Below are 18,693 nucleotides of genomic sequence, written 5' to 3' on the forward strand. Positions count from 1 at the left end.
CTGCTGTCAACACCTCTTTTTCTCCGCTTTCGACCGAGAAGATCGAAACGTCCATAAGGCCAAACCCACCTGCCTTACCGACTCCTTCTGGGCTTTGATGACCTGAAGCAACTCGCTGCCGAAAACCGCGTAACTCTTTGTTTAACAAGGAGTTTTCCGTTTCGACTGCGCCGGAAGTGGGGCGAATTATAGACTTCTGGAATCTGCCGTCAACACCTATTTTCAGCTTTATTCAGGTTTGAGCGTAATACGCGCAAATGCCTTCTTTCCGGCCTGACAAACATGGGTCGCGCCCAGTACGTATATAAAGGAGCGATCGACAACCTCACCATCTATACGCACACCACCAGAACCCAGAAGATCTCGCGCAACAGCCGAGTTCTTGACCAGGCCTGCCTTATTAAGGACAGCAGCGATCGGCATGTCTTCCGCCGCAGTCAATTCAATCTCCGGCAGATCATCCGGCAACTCACCTTCCTTCATACGGTTACCCGCCGCACGATGCGCATTGGCCGCAGCCTCTTCACCATGGAAACGCGCAACGATCTCTTCAGCCAGCTTGATCTTGATATCGCGCGGATTGGCGCCCGCCTCTACATCGGCACGGAACGCATTGATCTCGTCCATGGACCGGAAGCTAAGCAACTCGAAGTAACGCCACATCAAAGCATCCGGAATAGAAACCAGCTTGCCGTACATGACACCCGGCGCTTCCTGGATCCCGACGTAGTTGCCCAAGGACTTGGACATCTTCTTCACGCCATCCAGACCTTCGAGCAACGGCATGGTCAGAATGCATTGAGCTTCCTGACCATAGCCGCGCTGCAATTCACGCCCCATCAGCAGGTTGAACTTCTGATCGGTACCGCCCAGCTCGACATCCGCGCGCAATGCGACCGAGTCATAACCCTGAACCAGCGGATAGAGAAATTCGTGAATGGCGATTGGCTGATTGGTGGTGTAGCGCTTGTCGAAGTCGTCGCGCTCCAGCATCCGAGCCACGGTGTATTGCGAGGTCAGACGAATGAAGTCCGCCGGCCCCATCTGATCCATCCAGGTGGAGTTGAACGCCACTTCGGTCTTGGCCGGATCAAGAATCTTGAAGACTTGAGTCTTGTAGGTCTCGGCATTCTCGAGAACCTGCTCGCGAGTGAGCGGAGGCCGCGTAGCGCTCTTGCCGCTCGGATCGCCGATCATCCCGGTGAAGTCACCTATAAGGAAGATCACCTGATGCCCCAGTTCCTGGAACTGGCGCAGCTTATTAATAAGCACGGTATGACCCAGGTGCAAATCCGGCGCAGTCGGATCGAAGCCCGCCTTGATACGCAGTGGCTGGCCACGCTTGAGCTTTTCGATCAGCTCGGACTCGACCAACAGTTCTTCCGCACCACGTTTAATCAGCGCTAGCTGCTCTTCAACCGACTTCATAACAGACCCGCAAGGCTCGAATTCAAAGGGAACCAACCATACAAGATCACGCGTCAAATACAAAGTTTGACCGGCGCAATGGCGCCAATCCGATGACAGAGCGTCCGCGGACTTGCTTCAGAGATGATTTGGTTATATTTTATACAGTTATTTCATCTTCATCATGTCATTCATCTTTTCCAATTCATCTTTTTCAAAGTCAAAAATTACTTATGACCAAAGAATCGTCTAAAGCGCCCCCGCTTTACCCGAAGACCCACCTGCTAGCCGCAAGTGGTATCGCCGCTCTATTGAGCCTGGCGCTTCTGGTATTCCCTTCCAGTGATGTAGAAGCCAAAAAGACGACCCTGAGTCTTGAACTGGAAAGCCCTGCTGAACAACTGACACAAGATCAAGACGCTGCTGAAGCCGCTCAAGCCACAAATGAGCCAGCAGTCTCCCCATTCGCGCAGATCGAAAACAGCGCCGAAGACACTCAGGAAACCGCCCAGGCCGCACCTGCCCCGGCACCTGCACACGCCGCCGAAACAAAGAAGGCGCCAAACCATAGGGAAGTGATCGTTGGCAAAGGCGATACGCTTTCCACATTGTTTGAGAAAGTCGGGCTCCCTGCCGCCTCCGTGCATGAAATCCTGGCCAGCGACAAGCAAGCCAAGCAGTTCAGCCAGCTCAAACACGGCCAGAAGCTCGAATTCGAACTCAACCCCGATGGCCAGTTGACCAACTTGCACAGTAAGGTCAGCGACCTCGAAAGCATCACCTTGACCAAGAACGACAAGGGCTACACGTTCAATCGAATTACCGCCAAGCCTACCGTGCGTTCTGCCTACGTTCATGGCGTGATCAACAGCTCGCTGTCGCAGTCTGCCGCGCGCGCCGGCCTGTCGCACAGCCTGACCATGGACATGGCCAGCGTGTTTGGCTATGACGTCGACTTCGCCCAGGATATTCGCCAGGGTGACGAGTTCGACGTGATCTATGAGCAGAAAGTCGTCAACGGCAAAGCTGTCGGCAACGGCCCGATCCTCTCCGCACGCTTCACCAACCGCGGCAAGACGTACACCGCCGTGCGTTACACCAACAAACAAGGCAACAGCAGCTACTACACCGCTGATGGCAACAGCATGCGCAAGGCATTCATCCGCACCCCGGTAGACTTCGCCCGCATCAGCTCGAAGTTTTCCATGGGCCGCAAACACCCCATCCTGAACAAAATCCGCGCCCACAAAGGCGTTGACTACGCAGCGCCGCGCGGCACGCCGATCAAGGCGGCAGGCGACGGTAAAGTGTTGTTGGCCGGTCGCCGTGGCGGCTACGGCAATACCGTGATCATCCAGCACGGCAACACCTACCGGACGCTGTACGGCCACATGCAGGGCTTCGCCAAAGGCGTGCAGACTGGCGGCAACGTCAAGCAAGGCCAGGTGATTGGCTACATCGGTACAACAGGCCTCTCCACCGGTCCGCACTTGCACTACGAGTTCCAGGTCAACGGTGTGCACGTAGACCCGCTGGGCCAGAAGCTGCCGATGGCCGATCCGATCGCAAAAGCTGAACGCGCGCGTTTCCTGGCCCAGAGCCAACCACTGATGGCACGCATGGACCAAGAGAAGGCCACCATGCTGGCTTCGAGCAAGCGCTAAGCCATGACGCTCTATATAGGTGTGATGTCCGGGACCAGCCTCGACGGCCTGGACATTGCACTGATCGAGCTGACTCCGGCGATCAATCTGATCTCCACGCACTACACCCCCATGCCCGATTCCCTGCGAGCCGAGCTGCTTGGCTTGTGCGCCAGCGGCCCGGACGAGATCGCCCGCTCTGCCATTGCCCAGCAGAACTGGGTGAAACTGGCAGCACAGGGCATTCATGCTCTCCTCGACCAACAGAACCTGAAGCCTGAACACATTCGCGCGATTGGCAGTCATGGGCAGACCATCCGCCACGAGCCGGCGCGCGGCTTCACGGTACAGATCGGCAACCCTGCCCTGCTGACCGAGCTGACCGGCATTACAGTGGTCAGCGACTTCCGCAGCCGTGATGTTGCGGCTGGCGGACAAGGCGCCCCATTGGTCCCTGCCTTTCACGAAGCTTTGTTTGAAGAGCACGCAGGCAACCGCGCGGTATTGAACGTAGGTGGGTTCAGCAACCTCAGCCTGATTGAGCCCGGTAAACCAGTAGCTGGTTTCGACTGCGGTCCGGGTAATGTCCTGCTGGACGCCTGGATTCACCAACAGCGGGGCGACAACTTTGATCGCGACGGTCAATGGGCTGCCAGCGGCAAGGTCGAACCGATTCTGCTGAACGAATTGCTGAGTGATCCGTTTTTCGTCACCAAAGGCCCAAAGAGCACCGGTCGCGAAGTGTTCAACTTGCCATGGCTGACGCAGCATCTTTCGAAACTGCCAACCTTTGCCGCCGAGAATGTGCAGGCAACACTGCTTGAACTGACCGCACTGACCATCATCGAGTCACTGCAACACGCCCAGTCGGACACTCAGGAACTGCTGGTCTGTGGCGGTGGCGCGCACAACACTACGCTGATGAGCCGTTTGGCAACCCTGTTGCCAAACGCGAAGGTCAGCAGCACCGCAACGCACGGGGTGGACCCGGATTGGGTCGAAGCCATGGCCTTTGCCTGGCTGGCGCATTGCTGCCTGGAAGGCATTGCCGCCAATCGCCCAAGCGTCACTGGCGCCCGAGGCCTGCGGGTACTCGGCGCTATCTACCCGGCATAAACGCCACACAGCAAAACGCCGCAAAGCCCAGAGGCCATGCGGCGCTTGATAAAGCCGTAAAACGCGATCAGATCGAGAACGAAGAGCCGCAGCCACAGGTAGTGCTGGCGTTCGGGTTCTTGATCACGAAACGCGAACCTTCCAGACCTTCCTGATAATCCACCTCGGCACCCGCCAAGTACTGGAAGCTCATCGGATCGACCACCAGGCTCACACCTTCGCGCTCGACGATGGTGTCGTCATCGGCCACTTCTTCATCGAAGGTAAAGCCGTATTGAAAACCTGAACAACCACCGCCCGTAACGAATACGCGCAGCTTCAAGCGATCATTCCCCTCTTCATCGACCAGGCTCTTCACCTTGTGCGCGGCACCGTGGGTGAATTGCAAAGCCGTGGGGGTGAAGGATTCGACGCTCATGCTAACTATCTCCCGGCGTTACGCCGCCATAATGCGTGATGACGCGCATTATCCGCTTCTCCTAGAAAATTGGTCAACTATTGTTACGGTATATCAATAAACACATTTGTCAGCCCGAAATACAAAAAGGCCCGTCAGACGGGCCTTTTTGCTGTGCGAGATAACGCCTTACGGCAGCATGCCCGCATGGGACAAGCCCAGACGTTCATCCAGGCCAAACAGGATGTTCATGTTCTGCACCGCCTGACCCGACGCGCCTTTGACCAGGTTATCGATCACCGACAACACCACCACCAGATCACCATCCTGCGGACGATGCACGGCAATACGGCAAACGTTGGCACCGCGCACGCTGCGGGTTTCCGGGTGGCTGCCAGCCGGCATAACGTCGACGAACGGTTCATTGGCATAGCGCTTCTCGAACAACGCTTGCAGATCCACTGAGCGATCCACGACGGTGGCGTAGAGCGTCGAATGAATACCGCGAATCATCGGCGTCAGGTGCGGAACGAAGGTCAGACCCACGTCCTTGCCCGCTGCGCGACGCAGACCCTGGCGGATTTCCGGCAAGTGACGATGCCCTTTCACGGAATAGGCCTTCATGCTTTCCGATGTTTCGGAGTACAGCGAGCCCACCGAAGCACCACGCCCTGCACCGCTCACACCGGATTTGCAATCAGCGATCAAACGCGTGGTGTCGGCCAGACCCGCTTCGAGCAATGGCAGGAAACCCAATTGCGTTGCGGTCGGGTAGCAACCCGGCACGGCAATCAGCCGAGCGTCCTTGATCTGCTCACGATTGACTTCCGGCAGGCCGTAGACCGCTTCTTCCAGCAGCTCCGGCGCGCCGTGCGGCTGGCCGTACCACTTGGCCCACTCCGCAGAGTCTTGTAGACGGAAGTCCGCCGACAGGTCGATGACCTTGGTGCCGGCCGCCAGCAACTCGCCGGCCAGCGCATGGGCAACACCGTGTGGCGTGGCGAAGAACACCACGTCGCAAGCGCCCAGTGTCTTGATGTCCGGAACACTGAATGCCAGGCCGTCGTAATGGCCTCGCAGGTTCGGATACATATCAGCCACGGCCAGACCGGCCTCGGATCGGGAAGTGATCACGACCACTTCTGCTTGCGGATGCTGTGCCAACAGACGCAGCAGTTCGACACCGGTGTAACCCGTGCCGCCGACGATACCGACCTTGACCATAAACCTGCCCTCAACGAACCCACTGGAAAGCCGTCGATAATAGGGGCCGCGCGGCCCTGCGACAACCGCTTAGGTGACGTGCGGCCGAACAAGCCTCTACTATCCGGACTACCGTGAACTAGGGAATAACCAAAAATGCTTTATCTGTGGCTCAAAGCGCTTCACATCGTCAGCATGGTCTGCTGGTTTGCCGGCCTGTTTTATCTACCGCGCCTGTTTGTTTATCACGCACAAAGCGAGGACAGCGTCAGCAAGGAACGCTTCAGCCTCATGGAACGCAAGTTGTACCGCGCCATTATGGGACCGGCGATGATTGCCACCCTGGTTTTCGGTATTGCGTTGATCTGGCTTAACCCAAGCATCTTCAGTTCGGGTGCGTGGATTCACGCCAAACTGACCCTGGTGGTCATCCTGATCGGCTACCACCACATGTGCGGCGCACAGGTAAAACGCTTCGCCCGTGGCGAGAACACCCGCAGCCATGTCTTTTATCGCTGGTTCAATGAAGTGCCGGTTCTGATATTGCTGGCTATCGTCATTCTGGTCGTCGTTCGGCCGTTCTAATAAGCACAACTCACCGGGGTACTTCCAATGTCGCTGCCCGCTTTGCTCGAACAACGTTTGCGATTGCCCGTGGTGGCAGCGCCGATGTTCCTGATTTCGAACCCGCAACTGGTCCTCGCCTGCTGTCGTAATGGCGTGGTTGGCAGCTTTCCCGCGCTGAACCAGCGCGAGAGCAGCGGCTTCAAGGCCTGGCTGGAGGAGATCGAAGCAGGCTTGGCGACACTGGAGAACCCGGCGCCTTACGCTGTGAACCTGATTGTCCACAACAGCAATCCTCGACTGCAAGCCGACCTGGCGATCTGTATCGAGCACAAAGTACCGATCGTGATCACCAGCCTCGGCGCCGTGAAAGAACTGGTCGATGCCGTCCACGGCTACGGCGGCCTGGTGTTTCACGACGTAACGACCCGTCGTCATGCCGAGAAAGCGGCCGAGGCCGGGGTCGACGGTTTGATCGCCGTGGCCGCCGGCGCCGGTGGGCACGCCGGGACCTGGAGCCCGTTCTCATTGATTGCCGAGATCCGCCAGTTCTTCGACAAGACCTTGCTGCTGGCCGGCTGCCTCAACCACGGCCACGAGATTCTCGCGGCACAATTGCTCGGTGCGGATTTGGCCTACTTCGGTACGCGATTTATCGGCACCACTGAAAGTCATGCCCCTGACGCCTACAAGGAGATGCTGCTGACATCCAGAGCCGCTGACATCATTCATACTCCAGCGGTGTCGGGCGTACCGGCGAGCTTCATGCGCCAAAGCCTGGAAGCTGCCGGTTTCGACATGAAGGCGCTGCAGGCCAAAGGTGAAGTGGATTTCGGCTCCAAGCTCAAACCGTTGAACGATGAAGCCAAAGCCTGGAAAACCGTATGGTCCGCAGGCCAGGGTGTCGGCGAAATCGACGATTTGCCCAGTGTCGATGAATTGGTCGCACGGCTGGACGCCGAATACCGCAAGGCACTGGAACTGGCAGCACAGTTGCCAAAACGCTGGCCGCGCTGAAATGAAAGCTTGGCCAGCCCGCCCTGGCTGGCCTTACACTTAACACCTGCAACGTCTTAACACTCAATTATTCGCGACAAGGATGCCTCGCAATGAGCGACAACCGTTTCAAGATCGTATTCGACGGCGCTTTGCTGCCAGGTATTGACCTCACAACTGCCAAACTGAATCTGGCCGCGCTGTACAAAAGCGAGGTCGCTGCCGTCGAACGGCTGTTCACCGGCAAATCGGTTACGCTCAAACAAGGCCTGTCGAACACCGACGCGCAAACTTACCTGCAGGCCCTGAAGAAAACCGGCATTGATGCGCGGATCGAAAGCGAGCCGTCCATCGAGCTGAACCTGGCTGACGCTCATGAACACCCTCCCGTGAACAGCCAGCCGGTCTTCACCGACCCGGCCTCCCCGTACGCCCCGCCTCGGTCCACTGTCGGCGAAAGCCTGCCCGCTTACGCGACGCTCAAGCCTTTCAGCATCGAAGGCCGCATCGGCCGCTTGCGTTATCTCGCCTGGACGATGGCCCTGACGCTGGTGACGTTGGCCGTCGGCTCGGTATTGGCAATTTTCGCCTTTGCCATCATCAGCGCCGATTCCACCGCAGGCCTTATTCTTGGTGGCCTGGTTGCTTTTATCCTGTTCATCGCCTTGGCAGTCGTCAGCGTTCAGTTCAGTGTTCAGCGCCTGCATGACATCGGCTGGTCCGGCTGGCTCTGGCTGTTGAACCTCGTACCGTTCGTGGGCAGCTTCTTTCCGCTGGTCATCATGGTCGTGCCAGGCACCAACATCGCCAATCGCTACGGCGCACCGCCTCCGCCTAACAGCACGGCGGTCAAGGTCCTGTCTTCGCTTTGGGTCGTGTTTATCGCGCTCATTCTGATTGGCGCATTGGCCGGCGGCATCACCGCCATTCAGAACGAGTACGAAAACGCCGCCCAAACCAGCTATGACAGCAGCTCGGTCACCACCGAAGACGTTGAAGTCGAGCCCGCCGCAGAGGCTGAACAAGTACCCGATTCCGCAGACGATGAAGCCGAAGAAGCCCCGGCCCCTGTAGACTCTGCAAAAGAATGAACAGCGCTCCCCGCCCGTGACACTGCGTCGCCGGCGCGGAGCTGTTGCGATGGAGAACTGCATGACCCGTTACGCTCTGATCACTGGCGCTTCCAGCGGCATCGGCCTGGCGATGGCCGAAGCGCTGGCCCGGCGCGGCCGCAGCCTGATTCTGGTGGCCCGACAGCGTGATCAGCTGGAAAGTATTGCGATTGAACTGACTCAACGGTTTGGCGTGGAAGTGTTGTTTCGCGCCTGCGATCTCGGCGAACCCTTGCGGTTGTCGGGGTTTCTGCTGGAGTTGGAAGAAGGTGACCGGCAGATCGATTTGCTGGTCAACTGCGCCGGCATCGGCACTTGCGGTCCATTCCTGGCCCAGGACTGGATGACCGAACAGGACCTGATCGAAGTGAACATCCTGGCGCTGACCCGCTTGTGCCATGCGATCGGCAACAGCATGGCCTTGCAGGGTGGCGGGCAGATTCTGAACGTCGCTTCAATGGCAGCATTCCAACCCGGCCCGTGGATGAGCACTTACTACGCCAGCAAAGCCTATGTGCTGCACTTTTCCGAAGGCTTGCGCGTCGAGCTGAAGAAATGTGCGGTGAAGGTCTCGGTGCTCTGCCCCGGCCCGACTCGCACCGGGTTCTTCCGTACGGCGCAACTGGATACCGGCAAACTGGCCGACAGTAAAATGCTGATGAGCCCGGAAGAAGTAGCGTTGTATACCGTACGGGCCCTGGAGAAAGATCGCGCGATCATCATTCCAGGTCGAGGCAACCGCTGGCGCGCGTTTCTGCCACGGCTCGGCTCTCGCTGGTTGAACCGCACAATTGCCGGCATGGTCAACAAGGCCTACTGCCCGCGCTGACAAAAGGCAGGGCTGGGCTCGGGGATAACCCATGAGTACACTCAGGCCAGCCCAAACAACGGAGAAAACAGCTGTGGATACTCTGTTCACCAAGATCATCAACCGGGAAATCCCGGCCAAGATCATTTACGAGGACGACCAGGTACTGGCCTTCCACGACATCGCCCCACAGGCGCCGGTGCATTTTCTGGTCATTCCGAAAAAGCCGGTGCGCACCCTTAACGACCTCACCGAGGACGACAAGGCATTGGCCGGGCACATTCTGTTCACCGCCCAGCGCCTGGCAAAGGAACTGGGTTGCGAAGACGGTTTCCGCGTGGTCATGAACTGCAATGAATTGGGTGGGCAGACTGTCTATCACATTCATATGCATGTGCTCGGCCAGCGCCAGATGCACTGGCCGCCGGGCTGATTGCAGTTATCCTGTGGGAGCAACCCCGCTCCCACAGGGGCTCAACGCAATGCGCCTGCTTCACAATGACCCAGCGCAAACCTTCCCCGGCCGATTGGGTTAAACTGGCCGCCGAGATTCTTCCCGGAGGTCAGCATGACTACCCAACGTCACTACTCGCCGATTGACCGTCTTCTGCTGCAAGCCGATGCCGCGATGCGTACCTTGCTGCCCTTCAGTGGCCAGCCGTACCGTCCGTCGCCTGCCATTGTGCAGCCGGATGCGCAAATGAGCGACGAAGACACCCGGCATGTGGCCGGTCTGATGCGCATCAACCATACCGGCGAAGTCTGCGCCCAGGCGCTGTACCAGGGGCAGGCCCTGACCGCCAAGCTGCCGCACGTGCGTGCAGCGATGGAACATGCTGCCGAAGAAGAAATCGATCACCTGGTCTGGTGCGAGCAACGCATCCACCAACTGGGCAGCCACACCAGTATTCTCAACCCGCTGTTCTATGGCATGTCATTCGGGATTGGCGCGGTGGCCGGGTTGATCAGCGATAAGGTCAGCCTGGGTTTCGTGGCCGCGACCGAGCATCAGGTGTGCAAGCACCTGAACGAACACCTTGAGCAACTGCCGGCCGAGGACGAGAAGTCCCGGGCCATTCTTGAGCAGATGCGTATCGATGAAGAACATCACGCAGAAAGCGCACTGGATGCGGGAGGGTTTCGCTTTCCGGCACCGGTGAAATTCGGGATGAGTCTGTTGGCCAAAGTAATGACCAAGAGCACTTATCGAATCTGACCTGTATTCCGACCATGAAAAAGGCGACTGCCGTGAGGTAGTCGCCTTTTTTTGTGCTCGAAAATCTTAGCTCGACATGTTGCGCGCGTAGAAGATTTCCAACATCTCGTGTTTCACACGGTCGGTCACCTGAGCGCGCTGCTCAGAGGACAGGCTGCTGGTCGCGTCGCCGAACAGGTAGTTGTCCAGTTCGAAGTTCTTCAGCAGCATTTTGGTGTGGAACAGGTTTTCCTGATACACGTTCACGTCAGTCATCTGGTACGCGTCGCGGGTGTCTTGGGAGAGGTAGTTCTGGATCGAATTGATCTCGTGGTCGATGAAGTGCTTTTTGCCTTCAACGTCACGGGTGAAACCGCGCACGCGATAATCCACGGTCACGATGTCCGAATCGAACTGGTGAATCAGGAAGTTGAGGGCTTTAAGCGGTGAAATGACGCCACAGGTCGACACATCAATGTCCACACGGAAGGTCGCAATACCGTCGACCGGATGGATTTCCGGGTAGGTGTGCACTGTGATGTGGCTCTTGTCGAGGTGGGCCAGGATGATTTCGGGCAGCGGGCCCGGGGACTCTTCGATCTGGCTTTCAGTCGGGGTCACCGGCTCTTCCGATATCAGGATCGTGACACTGGCGCCCTGTGGGTCATAGTCCTGACTGGCAATGTTCAGGATGTTGGCACCAATGATATCGACAACTTCCGTGAGGATCTGCGTCAGGCGCTTCGCGTTGTACTCTTCATTGATGTACTCGACGTAAGCCTGTTGATCTTGCGGGGTTTCCGCGTAGCAGATGTCATAGATATTGAAGCTCAAGGTCTTTGTCAGGTTATTGAACCCGTGGAGCTTGAGTTTGCTTTTCACCGTTAAAAACTCTCTATGTATTGCGGCCCGGGCCGCGTGATCAAGCATGCCCGTCAGATGCGAACAACGCAGCTGCGTAGGACGGTTAACACCTCTTCGCGATGGCGATTTTGGTTGTCTGTTCGGGTGCGCGGCCTGTCGGGTGACGGGCCACGCCCCAGAAAAAAGTGGCGCATCGTGCAGACGTCAAACTGAGATCGTCAGATTCTGCACTGCCTTTATGATAGTTGAATGTCACATCAACCGAGTTCGATGATCTCGTAGTCGTGGGTGATGGCTACGCCGGCCGCGCCGAGCATGATCGAGGCCGAGCAATACTTCTCCGCAGACAACTCGATCGCGCGCTTGACCTGAGCTTCCTTGAGCCCGCGCCCCTTGACCACAAAGTGCATGTGGATCTTGGTGAAGACCTTCGGGTCTTCGGTCGCACGCTCAGCCTCGAGGAAGGCTTCACAGCTTTCGACGGCCTGACGGGACTTCTTGAGGATGCTGACCACGTCGAAATTACTGCAACCGCCGACACCCAGCAGGAGCATTTCCATTGGCCGGACACCCAGGTTGCGACCGCCGGCATCGGGCGGACCGTCCATGACCACGACATGACCGCTACCGGATTCACCGAGGAACATGGCTTCGCCAGCCCATTGGATGCGTGCCTTCATCGCCAAGACTCCACTGTATAAAAAAGGGTCGCCAGCTTAGCACAGGGCCCGTGATTGACAGCGCCCTGGGTTTGTAGGGCATAACCTTCCGGGCAGTAGGTAATTTCTCGAAAAATGCCAGAAGTGTCTGTTAAGCTGGCGCCAATTCGCTGGCGCATAGCCAGCTTTGCAGCAACCTACGACTCATAAAAAAACCAAACACACCGTGAAGCCTTTCGGGATACAACCATGGTTGCTATTGCCCCAACCCCCAAAATCAAGAACCTCGACAAGCTGTTGATGCATTGCCAGCGCCGTCGCTATGCGGCCAAGAGCAACATCATTTGTGCAGGCGATCGCTCGGACACGCTGTTCTTCATCATCAAAGGCTCGGTGACGATCCTGATCGAGGACGATGACGGCCGCGAGATGATCATCGCCTACCTGAACTCCGGGGACTTTTTCGGCGAGTTGGGGCTGTTTGAACAAGCGGGGCTTGAACAGGAACGCAGCGCCTGGGTGCGGGCCAAGATCGAATGTGAAGTGGCGGAAATCAGCTACGCGAAATTCCGCGAGCTGTCCCAGCAAGATCCAGACATTCTTTACGTACTCAGCGGACAAATCGCACAACGTTTGCGCAATACCACGCGCAAAGTCGGCGACCTGGCATTCTTCGATGTGACCGGTCGCGTCGCACGCTGCCTGCTGGAATTGTGCAAGCAACCAGACGCAATGACTCACCCGGACGGCATGCAGATCAAAGTGACCCGTCAGGAAATCGGCCGGATTGTCGGCTGCTCACGTGAAATGGTCGGTCGCGTACTCAAGGATCTCGAAGAGCGCAACCTGGTGGACGTCAAAGGCAAGACCATGGTGGTCTTCGGTACACGCTAGCTCGAAAACTCATGCTTCAAGCATGTCTGCCAGCAACTGGCGATACAGCGCATCAAGCCGCTCCAATGCGTCAGGCGCGGCGAACTTCTCATGCAGGGCAATGTGGCTTTCGGCGCGAACCCGCTGCTCCAGACCGCACGCTTGATTGAAGCGATTGACCGCTGCGACCATCGACTCTCGCTCGTTATCGAGCAACAAAGCGCCGTGCACCAACCCCACCGGACGCTGCCCACCCTTGCTCTGGCGCCAGCGCTGAGCGGTGCCGACCATCTTGCGACCATCGAGGTTGACGTTGAAACGGCCATCGCAGAACGCGCCATCCACTTCGCCCAGGGACGAAACGCCGCCCAGTTCATCGAGCAACTGACAAATCGGATCGCAGAGTCGACGATAAGCGGTTTCGATCCGGTTCTGATCGCCCTCACGACGCGGGGGTGCGTAGACCAGTGCGATATTGATGGTCGATGCCGATTGCGGCACTGGCTCACCACCGGTTTCGCGCAGCAACACTGGCCAACCGGCCGCTGCCGAGACTTCACAGGCGGCCTCGAAACCTGGCAGACGATTCAAGCGGCGCGGCATCACCAGCGCTCGATCATTGGGTTGCCAGAACAGCAGGCCAAAGTCCGAGTCGCCGGTGCAGACATGGGCCAACAGATCTTGCTCGGCTTGCAGGCCCGCTTCGACAGTCAGTGCAGTGGGTAGAGTCATAGAGGTTCCCGTAGAACGGTCTTTCTGTGGCGCATCTTTTTCCGCCATCGCGAGCAGGCTCGCTCCCACATTAGATCCGGCAAGCCACAAAATTTGTGGCTGACATCAGATCCTGCAGGAGCGAGCCTGCTCGCGATGGGGTCTACTCGGTCTACGAGTAATCAGTCGAGTGTAGAACCACTCACCGCAGTACCACGTTCAGGAAAGAACAGGCGCTGCAACTCGGTACCCGGGCTTTCGGCGCGCATGAACGCCTCGCCGACCAGGAACGCATACACATCGCTGATTTCCATCAACTCGACATCGGCCCGGTTGAGAATGCCACTTTCGGTAATCACCAGACGATCACGAGGGATGCGCGGCAACAGATCGAGGGTGGTTTCCAGATTGACCTCGAAGGTGTGCAGGTTACGGTTGTTCACGCCGATCAGCGGCGTGTTGAGGGTTTTCAAGGCCCGCTCCAGCTCGTCGCCGTCGTGCACTTCCACCAGCACGTCGAGGCCGACGCTTTTGGCCACGGCCGCCAATTCGGCCATCTTCACATCGTCCAGTGCAGAGACGATCAACAACACGCAATCAGCGCCAAGGGCACGGGCTTCGACGATCTGGTACGGATCGATCATGAAGTCCTTGCGGATCACTGGCAGTTTGCACGCCGCCCGAGCCTGTTGCAGATAAGCATCGGCGCCCTGGAAAAAATCGACATCGGTGAGCACTGACAGGCAGGTTGCGCCGCCCTTCTCGTAACTCTTGGCAATGCTGGCGGGATCGAAATTCGCACGAATCACGCCTTTGCTCGGTGATGCTTTTTTGATCTCGGCAATGACTGCCGGCTGTTTCAGCTTGGCCTGAGCAATCAATGCCTTGGCAAAACCACGGGGTGCATCGGCCGCCTTGGCCAGGCTTTCCAGCTCCGCCAGACTCACACGGGCGCTACGCTCGGCAACTTCCTGGACTTTACGAGCCAGAATGCTTTCCAGAACCGTCGGTACACTCATCCCTCATTCTCCACTTTGAATACCGCGGTAAATGCACCCAATTCCTCGAGTTTTTCTCGGGCGAGGCCTGTGTGCAGCGCATCGTGCGCCAGGGCAACGCCTTCTTTCAAACTAGTCGCAAGGTCAGCGGCATACAGCGCGGCACCAGCATTGAGCACGATCATTTCGGCGGCTTTCTGGCCAAATTCGGTCTTGCGTTTGCCCAAGGCATCGCGGATCAGCTCAAGGGAGGCCGCCGGGCTTTCTACCGCCAGGCCATGCAGGCTCTGGCTCTTCATGCCCAGGTCTTCAGGTTCGACCCAATATTCGGTGATCTGGTCATTCTTCAGTTCTGCCACATACGTCGGTGCCGCCAGACTGAACTCGTCCAGGCCATCCTTCGAGTGCACCACCAGCACGTGCTTGCTGCCCAAACGCTGCAAGACTTCGGCCAATGGCCGGCACAGCGCCTGACTGAATACGCCTACCACCTGATGTTTCACGCCGGCCGGATTCGTAAGCGGGCCGAGCATGTTGAACAGGGTACGCAGGCCAAGCTCCTTGCGCGGACCGGCAGCGTACTTCATGGCACTGTGATGGGTCTGAGCGAACATGAAACCGATGCCGACGTTGTCGATGCAACGCGCCACCTGGACCGGCGTCAGGTTCAGGTAGATACCGGCCGCCTCCAGTAAATCAGCGCTGCCACTTTTGCCTGATACCGCACGGTTACCGTGCTTGGCCACGGTGCAACCGGCAGCCGCCACGACGAAAGAGGAAGCTGTCGACACGTTGAAGATGTTCGCACCATCGCCGCCAGTGCCGACGACATCAACTACACCGTCGAGGGTCTTGAGTTCTACCTTGTCTGCCAGTTCGCGCATGACCGATACGGCGCCAACGATTTCGTCGATGCTCTCGCTCTTCATGCGCATGGCCATCATGAACGCGCCGATCTGCGCATCCGTGCATTGCCCGGTCATGATTTCGCGCATCACATCGCGCATCTCATCGGTGCTGAGGTCGAGCTGATCGACGATACGGCTCAGGGCTGTCTTGATATTCATGGAAAGTCCTTAGCGCGTGCCGCCGGTTTGTTTGAGGAAGTTGGCGAACAGTTCGTGGCCCTGTTCAGTGAGGATAGACTCAGGGTGGAACTGCACGCCCTCAATGTTCAATGTCTTGTGGCGCAGGCCCATGATCTCGTCGATCGAGCCGTCTTCGAGCTGGGTCCAGGCGGTCAGCTCCAGGCAATCGGGCAAGGTTTCGCGCTTGACGATCAGCGAGTGATAGCGCGTTACCGTCAGCGGACGATTGAGGCCTTCGAATACGCCCTTGTCCTCATGGAATACCGGGCTAGTCTTACCGTGCATGACTTGACGGGCACGGACCACATCACCGCCAAACGCCTGGCCGATGGACTGGTGGCCGAGGCAGACGCCCAGAATCGGCAGCTTGCCGGCGAAATGCTTGATCGCTTCGATCGAGATGCCGGCTTCGGTCGGGGTGCACGGACCGGGGGACACGACGATACGCTCAGGATTGAGGGCTTCGATTTCGGCAATGGTGAGTTCATCGTTGCGCACGACTTTGACTTGAGAGCCGAGCTCACCAAGGTACTGCACAACGTTGTAGGTAAAAGAGTCGTAGTTATCGATCATCAGCAACATGGCGTTCAGAACCTCTTGAATTCACTGACTTTTAAGACAGCCTTCGAACGATTACCCGCAGCGTCCTGCACTTTGTCTGTCGCAGGATGCGCCAGCAAAGCGGTATGTCTAACGGGTGAAGAAGGCAAAGCGGTACAGGTCCGGCCAGGCCGGCAGAAAAGATTCAGGCGCGCCAACGCCAGCGGGCATGTGCCTTGATGACTTGATCCAGGAGTTTGCTGATGATCAACACGGGGAAGGTCTCATTCATACGTCTCGGCACAGTAACTTAGCTGGGCAGAGCGTGCAATATGGCCGGAGTGACAGCTCGCGAAACAATCGAAGGGTTCGCGACCGATGGCAAAACGCCGGAAGTTTTTGGTACTGTCGTTTCGTTTACTAAAACAATAAATAAAACGGACTTGCTCATGATCAAACAGACGTTGTTTGTACCACTCGCAGGATGCCTGCTCGCGATGGCCTGCGCCCAGGCGAATGCCTCGCCTAATCCCTACACCAATTTCATCGTTTTCGGCGACAGCCTCAATGACGCCGGCACATTTGCCGATACCGGCGGACCTGCCGGGGCGACAGAGCGCTTTACCAACCGTACGGGGCCGGTTTATCTGGATGGCAGCGGCGAAGTCCGTTCGCTCAACGCCACGCAGGTCCTTGGGGGGAAACTGGGGTTCTCGCCGGATCAGACGGCGTCATCATCCTCGGCGGTACGCGCCAGCGAAGGCCTGCCCGATGGCAACAACTGGGCCGTCGGCGGTTATCGCACCGACCAGATTCTCGACTCGATCACCAGCACCGCCGACACCGGCGAACGCACCCGTGCGGGCTATCTGCCGTCGAACAATTTCCGCGCCGACCCGAATGCACTGTATTACCTCTCGGGAGGCGGCAATGACTTCCTGCAGGGGCGCGTGACCAGCCTGCCTCAAGCCAGCGCCGCCGCCGATCGCCTGGCCAGCAGCGTGCAGACCCTGCAACAGGCCGGGGCCCGCTACATCATGGTCTGGTTGCTGCCGGACATTGGCTTTACCCCGGCTTTCAACGGCACACCCTTGCAGGCCTTCACGTCCCAGCTCAGTTCCCAGTTCAACACTGAACTGGTCAGCCGACTGCAAGGCATCAACGCCAACATCATCCCGCTGAACATTCCGGTACTGCTCAAAGAGACGTTTGCCAACCCTGGCCAGTTCGGCCTGGCCACCGACCAGAACCTCAGCGCCACCTGCTTCAGCGGCGACAGTTGCACCGAGAACGCCCGATACGGCATCAACAGTGCTACCCCGGACCCGACCAAACTGATCTACAACGACTCGGTGCACCCGACCGAAGCCGGGCAACGCTTGATTGCCGATTACGCTTACTCGCTGCTGTCCGCGCCATGGGAAGCAAGCCTGCTGCCACAAATGGCCCAGGGCACGTTGCGTTCTCATCAGGATGAGTTGCGCAACCAGTGGCTGGCCGATTGGGAAAATTGGCAAGGCGTGGGTCAATGGCGGGCGATTGTCGCCGCCGGCGGCCAACACCAGGATTTCGACAGCCAGCGCAGTGGTGCGAGCGCTGACGGTAATGGCGCCAACGTGAACATCGGTGGCAGTTATCGACTCAACGACGCATGGCGCGTTGGCTTGGCGGCGGGCTTCTATAACCAGAAACTCGAAGCCGGCGATAAAGATTCGGATTACAAGCTCAACACCTACATGGGCACCGCTTTCGCCCAATACCAGCAGAATCGTATTTGGGGTGACGCGGCGCTGACGGCCGGGCATCTGGACTACGACAGTCTCAAACGCAAATTCCAGTTGGGGGTCAACGAACGCGGGGAGAAAGGCGACACCGACGGTTACCTGGTCGCCATCAGCGGCCGCCTGGGTTATGACATCGCGCCAGAAGCAAGCAGCCCGTGGCACTTGTCGCCATTCGTGAGCGCGGACTTCGCGAAAGTTGAAGTGAATGGTTACTCGGAAAACGGCGCCGACTCCACAGCGCTGACCTATGACGACCAGTCACGCATTTCCCGGCGTCTTGGCCTCGGAATCCAGGGCAAATACCAGATCACCACACAAACCCAAGTGTTTGGCGAACTGGCCCACGAGCGCGAGTACAACGACGACACCCAGAATGTAACGATGAACCTCAACAGCTTGCCAAACATCCGCTACACCCTGGCCGGTTATACCCCGCAGTCGAACCTGAACCGCTTGAACCTGGGCGTCAGCCATAACCTCACCAAGGACCTGTCATTGCGCGCCAGCTACGACATTCGCAAGGATGATGACTTCACTCAACAAGGCATCAATGTCGGGGTTGCGTTGGACTTCTAGATCGCAGGCAAGAAAAAACGCGGTGCCCTCACAGACGCCGCGTTTTTTTCTTGCTGATGAAAGTCCATGTGGGAGCGAGCTTGCTCGCGATGAGGCTGGAACATTCAACATCTATGTTGACTGAAAGATCGCCATCGCGAGCAGGCTCGCTCCCTCAGG

General features: G+C 57.9%; 19 protein-coding genes. 10 read left to right on the top strand and 9 right to left on the bottom strand.

The annotated features are described in order from the left end of the window. Nucleotides 1–228: 228 nt before the first annotated feature. On the bottom strand, nucleotides 229–1,428 hold the full coding sequence (tyrS, locus tag HNR03_RS10955) for a tyrosine--tRNA ligase (protein WP_259154155.1): 1,200 nt from the start codon (nucleotides 1,426–1,428) through the stop codon (nucleotides 229–231). Nucleotides 1,429–1,640: 212 nt separating this feature from the next. On the opposite strand from tyrS, the gene HNR03_RS10960 reads away from it, so the two are divergent. Together HNR03_RS10960 and HNR03_RS10965 are read left to right on the top strand one after the other, a co-directional pair. Beyond that, complete coding sequence (locus tag HNR03_RS10960; protein ID WP_259153468.1) at nucleotides 1,641–3,071, top strand: peptidoglycan DD-metalloendopeptidase family protein; 1,431 nt, start codon at nucleotides 1,641–1,643, stop codon at nucleotides 3,069–3,071. 3 nt (nucleotides 3,072–3,074) lie between these two features. Beyond that, nucleotides 3,075–4,166, top strand: coding sequence for an anhydro-N-acetylmuramic acid kinase (locus HNR03_RS10965; protein ID WP_259153470.1), 1,092 nt, complete (start codon nucleotides 3,075–3,077; stop codon nucleotides 4,164–4,166). Nucleotides 4,167–4,233: 67 nt separating this feature from the next. On the opposite strand, the gene erpA is transcribed toward HNR03_RS10965, so the two are convergent. Further along, nucleotides 4,234–4,584 carry an iron-sulfur cluster insertion protein ErpA gene (gene erpA / locus HNR03_RS10970; protein WP_007947969.1) on the bottom strand — a complete coding sequence of 117 codons (351 nt, stop codon included), beginning with the start codon at nucleotides 4,582–4,584 and terminating at the stop codon, nucleotides 4,234–4,236. 168 nt (nucleotides 4,585–4,752) lie between these two features. Beyond that, entirely contained in the window at nucleotides 4,753–5,787 is a 1,035-nt protein-coding gene (gene argC / locus HNR03_RS10975; RefSeq protein WP_222588679.1) for an N-acetyl-gamma-glutamyl-phosphate reductase, read from the bottom strand. A gap of 135 nt (nucleotides 5,788–5,922) precedes the next feature. On the opposite strand from argC, the gene hemJ reads away from it, so the two are divergent. The 6 genes from hemJ to coq7 all read left to right on the top strand — a co-directional run bounded on the left by hemJ (nucleotide 5,923) and on the right by coq7 (nucleotide 10,462). Then, nucleotides 5,923–6,351 carry a protoporphyrinogen oxidase HemJ gene (gene hemJ / locus HNR03_RS10980; RefSeq protein ID WP_259153501.1) on the top strand — a complete coding sequence of 143 codons (429 nt, stop codon included), beginning with the start codon at nucleotides 5,923–5,925 and terminating at the stop codon, nucleotides 6,349–6,351. Nucleotides 6,352–6,378: 27 nt separating this feature from the next. After that, entirely contained in the window at nucleotides 6,379–7,347 is a 969-nt protein-coding gene (locus tag HNR03_RS10985) for a nitronate monooxygenase family protein (RefSeq protein WP_259153503.1), read from the top strand. Nucleotides 7,348–7,439: 92 nt separating this feature from the next. Next, nucleotides 7,440–8,417, top strand: coding sequence for a DUF805 domain-containing protein (locus HNR03_RS10990; protein ID WP_259153505.1), 978 nt, complete (start codon nucleotides 7,440–7,442; stop codon nucleotides 8,415–8,417). Between the two features lie 61 nt (nucleotides 8,418–8,478). Beyond that, the gene (locus tag HNR03_RS10995) at nucleotides 8,479–9,267 is read left to right on the top strand and encodes an SDR family oxidoreductase (protein WP_090179182.1); all 789 of its coding nucleotides are present in this window, start codon (nucleotides 8,479–8,481) and stop codon (nucleotides 9,265–9,267) included. A gap of 73 nt (nucleotides 9,268–9,340) precedes the next feature. Next, entirely contained in the window at nucleotides 9,341–9,679 is a 339-nt protein-coding gene (locus HNR03_RS11000; RefSeq protein ID WP_047534088.1) for a histidine triad nucleotide-binding protein, read from the top strand. 135 nt (nucleotides 9,680–9,814) lie between these two features. Next, nucleotides 9,815–10,462, top strand: coding sequence for a 2-polyprenyl-3-methyl-6-methoxy-1,4-benzoquinone monooxygenase (coq7, locus tag HNR03_RS11005; protein ID WP_090179176.1), 648 nt, complete (start codon nucleotides 9,815–9,817; stop codon nucleotides 10,460–10,462). 66 nt (nucleotides 10,463–10,528) lie between these two features. Here the strand turns inward: coq7 and speD are convergent, their stop codons facing one another. Both speD and HNR03_RS11015 read right to left on the bottom strand, forming a co-directional pair. Next, on the bottom strand, nucleotides 10,529–11,323 hold the full coding sequence (gene speD, locus HNR03_RS11010) for an adenosylmethionine decarboxylase (protein WP_259153520.1): 795 nt from the start codon (nucleotides 11,321–11,323) through the stop codon (nucleotides 10,529–10,531). 239 nt (nucleotides 11,324–11,562) lie between these two features. Further along, the gene (locus HNR03_RS11015; protein WP_007941657.1) at nucleotides 11,563–11,985 is read right to left on the bottom strand and encodes an OsmC family protein; all 423 of its coding nucleotides are present in this window, start codon (nucleotides 11,983–11,985) and stop codon (nucleotides 11,563–11,565) included. Between the two features lie 228 nt (nucleotides 11,986–12,213). Between HNR03_RS11015 and crp the strand changes: the two genes are divergently transcribed. Continuing rightward, nucleotides 12,214–12,858, top strand: coding sequence for a cAMP-activated global transcriptional regulator CRP (crp, locus tag HNR03_RS11020; RefSeq protein WP_201116036.1), 645 nt, complete (start codon nucleotides 12,214–12,216; stop codon nucleotides 12,856–12,858). A 9-nt stretch (nucleotides 12,859–12,867) separates the two neighbouring features. Here the strand turns inward: crp and HNR03_RS11025 are convergent, their stop codons facing one another. The 4 genes from HNR03_RS11025 to HNR03_RS11040 form a co-directional block, all read right to left on the bottom strand. Continuing rightward, a complete protein-coding gene (locus HNR03_RS11025; protein ID WP_259153539.1) occupies nucleotides 12,868–13,569 on the bottom strand; it encodes a lipoyl protein ligase domain-containing protein in 702 nt (233 codons plus the stop codon). A 161-nt stretch (nucleotides 13,570–13,730) separates the two neighbouring features. Then, nucleotides 13,731–14,567: an indole-3-glycerol phosphate synthase TrpC gene (gene trpC, locus HNR03_RS11030; protein WP_259153540.1), complete on the bottom strand. Its 837-nt coding sequence runs from the start codon at nucleotides 14,565–14,567 to the stop codon at nucleotides 13,731–13,733. Further along, complete coding sequence (gene trpD / locus HNR03_RS11035; protein ID WP_222588686.1) at nucleotides 14,564–15,613, bottom strand: anthranilate phosphoribosyltransferase; 1,050 nt, start codon at nucleotides 15,611–15,613, stop codon at nucleotides 14,564–14,566. The genes trpC and trpD overlap by 4 nt, the downstream gene beginning before the upstream one ends. A gap of 9 nt (nucleotides 15,614–15,622) precedes the next feature. After that, on the bottom strand, nucleotides 15,623–16,216 hold the full coding sequence (locus HNR03_RS11040; protein ID WP_090179158.1) for an aminodeoxychorismate/anthranilate synthase component II: 594 nt from the start codon (nucleotides 16,214–16,216) through the stop codon (nucleotides 15,623–15,625). Nucleotides 16,217–16,623: 407 nt separating this feature from the next. Here HNR03_RS11040 and estP point away from each other — a divergent pair, with 407 nt between their 5' ends. Beyond that, nucleotides 16,624–18,534, top strand: coding sequence for an esterase EstP (gene estP / locus HNR03_RS11045; protein WP_259153541.1), 1,911 nt, complete (start codon nucleotides 16,624–16,626; stop codon nucleotides 18,532–18,534). Nucleotides 18,535–18,693 lie beyond the last annotated feature (159 nt).

Source organism: Pseudomonas sp. JAI111 (genome assembly GCF_024809425.1).
Classification (GTDB): domain Bacteria; phylum Pseudomonadota; class Gammaproteobacteria; order Pseudomonadales; family Pseudomonadaceae; genus Aquipseudomonas.

Bases quoted from the DNA above. Each gene is read 5' to 3' on its own strand.
- tyrS (WP_259154155.1), bottom strand. From the start codon at position 1,428: ATGAAGTCGGTTGAAGAGCAGCTAGCGCTGATTAAACGTGGTGCGGAA.
- HNR03_RS10960 (WP_259153468.1), top strand. From the start codon at position 1,641: ATGACCAAAGAATCGTCTAAAGCGCCCCCGCTTTACCCGAAGACCCAC.
- HNR03_RS10965 (WP_259153470.1), top strand. From the start codon at position 3,075: ATGACGCTCTATATAGGTGTGATGTCCGGGACCAGCCTCGACGGCCTG.
- erpA (WP_007947969.1), bottom strand. From the start codon at position 4,584: ATGAGCGTCGAATCCTTCACCCCCACGGCTTTGCAATTCACCCACGGT.
- argC (WP_222588679.1), bottom strand. From the start codon at position 5,787: ATGGTCAAGGTCGGTATCGTCGGCGGCACGGGTTACACCGGTGTCGAA.
- hemJ (WP_259153501.1), top strand. From the start codon at position 5,923: ATGCTTTATCTGTGGCTCAAAGCGCTTCACATCGTCAGCATGGTCTGC.
- HNR03_RS10985 (WP_259153503.1), top strand. From the start codon at position 6,379: ATGTCGCTGCCCGCTTTGCTCGAACAACGTTTGCGATTGCCCGTGGTG.
- HNR03_RS10990 (WP_259153505.1), top strand. From the start codon at position 7,440: ATGAGCGACAACCGTTTCAAGATCGTATTCGACGGCGCTTTGCTGCCA.
- HNR03_RS10995 (WP_090179182.1), top strand. From the start codon at position 8,479: ATGACCCGTTACGCTCTGATCACTGGCGCTTCCAGCGGCATCGGCCTG.
- coq7 (WP_090179176.1), top strand. From the start codon at position 9,815: ATGACTACCCAACGTCACTACTCGCCGATTGACCGTCTTCTGCTGCAA.
- HNR03_RS11015 (WP_007941657.1), bottom strand. From the start codon at position 11,985: ATGAAGGCACGCATCCAATGGGCTGGCGAAGCCATGTTCCTCGGTGAA.
- crp (WP_201116036.1), top strand. From the start codon at position 12,214: ATGGTTGCTATTGCCCCAACCCCCAAAATCAAGAACCTCGACAAGCTG.
- HNR03_RS11025 (WP_259153539.1), bottom strand. From the start codon at position 13,569: ATGACTCTACCCACTGCACTGACTGTCGAAGCGGGCCTGCAAGCCGAG.
- trpC (WP_259153540.1), bottom strand. From the start codon at position 14,567: ATGAGTGTACCGACGGTTCTGGAAAGCATTCTGGCTCGTAAAGTCCAG.
- trpD (WP_222588686.1), bottom strand. From the start codon at position 15,613: ATGAATATCAAGACAGCCCTGAGCCGTATCGTCGATCAGCTCGACCTC.
- HNR03_RS11040 (WP_090179158.1), bottom strand. From the start codon at position 16,216: ATGTTGCTGATGATCGATAACTACGACTCTTTTACCTACAACGTTGTG.
- estP (WP_259153541.1), top strand. From the start codon at position 16,624: ATGATCAAACAGACGTTGTTTGTACCACTCGCAGGATGCCTGCTCGCG.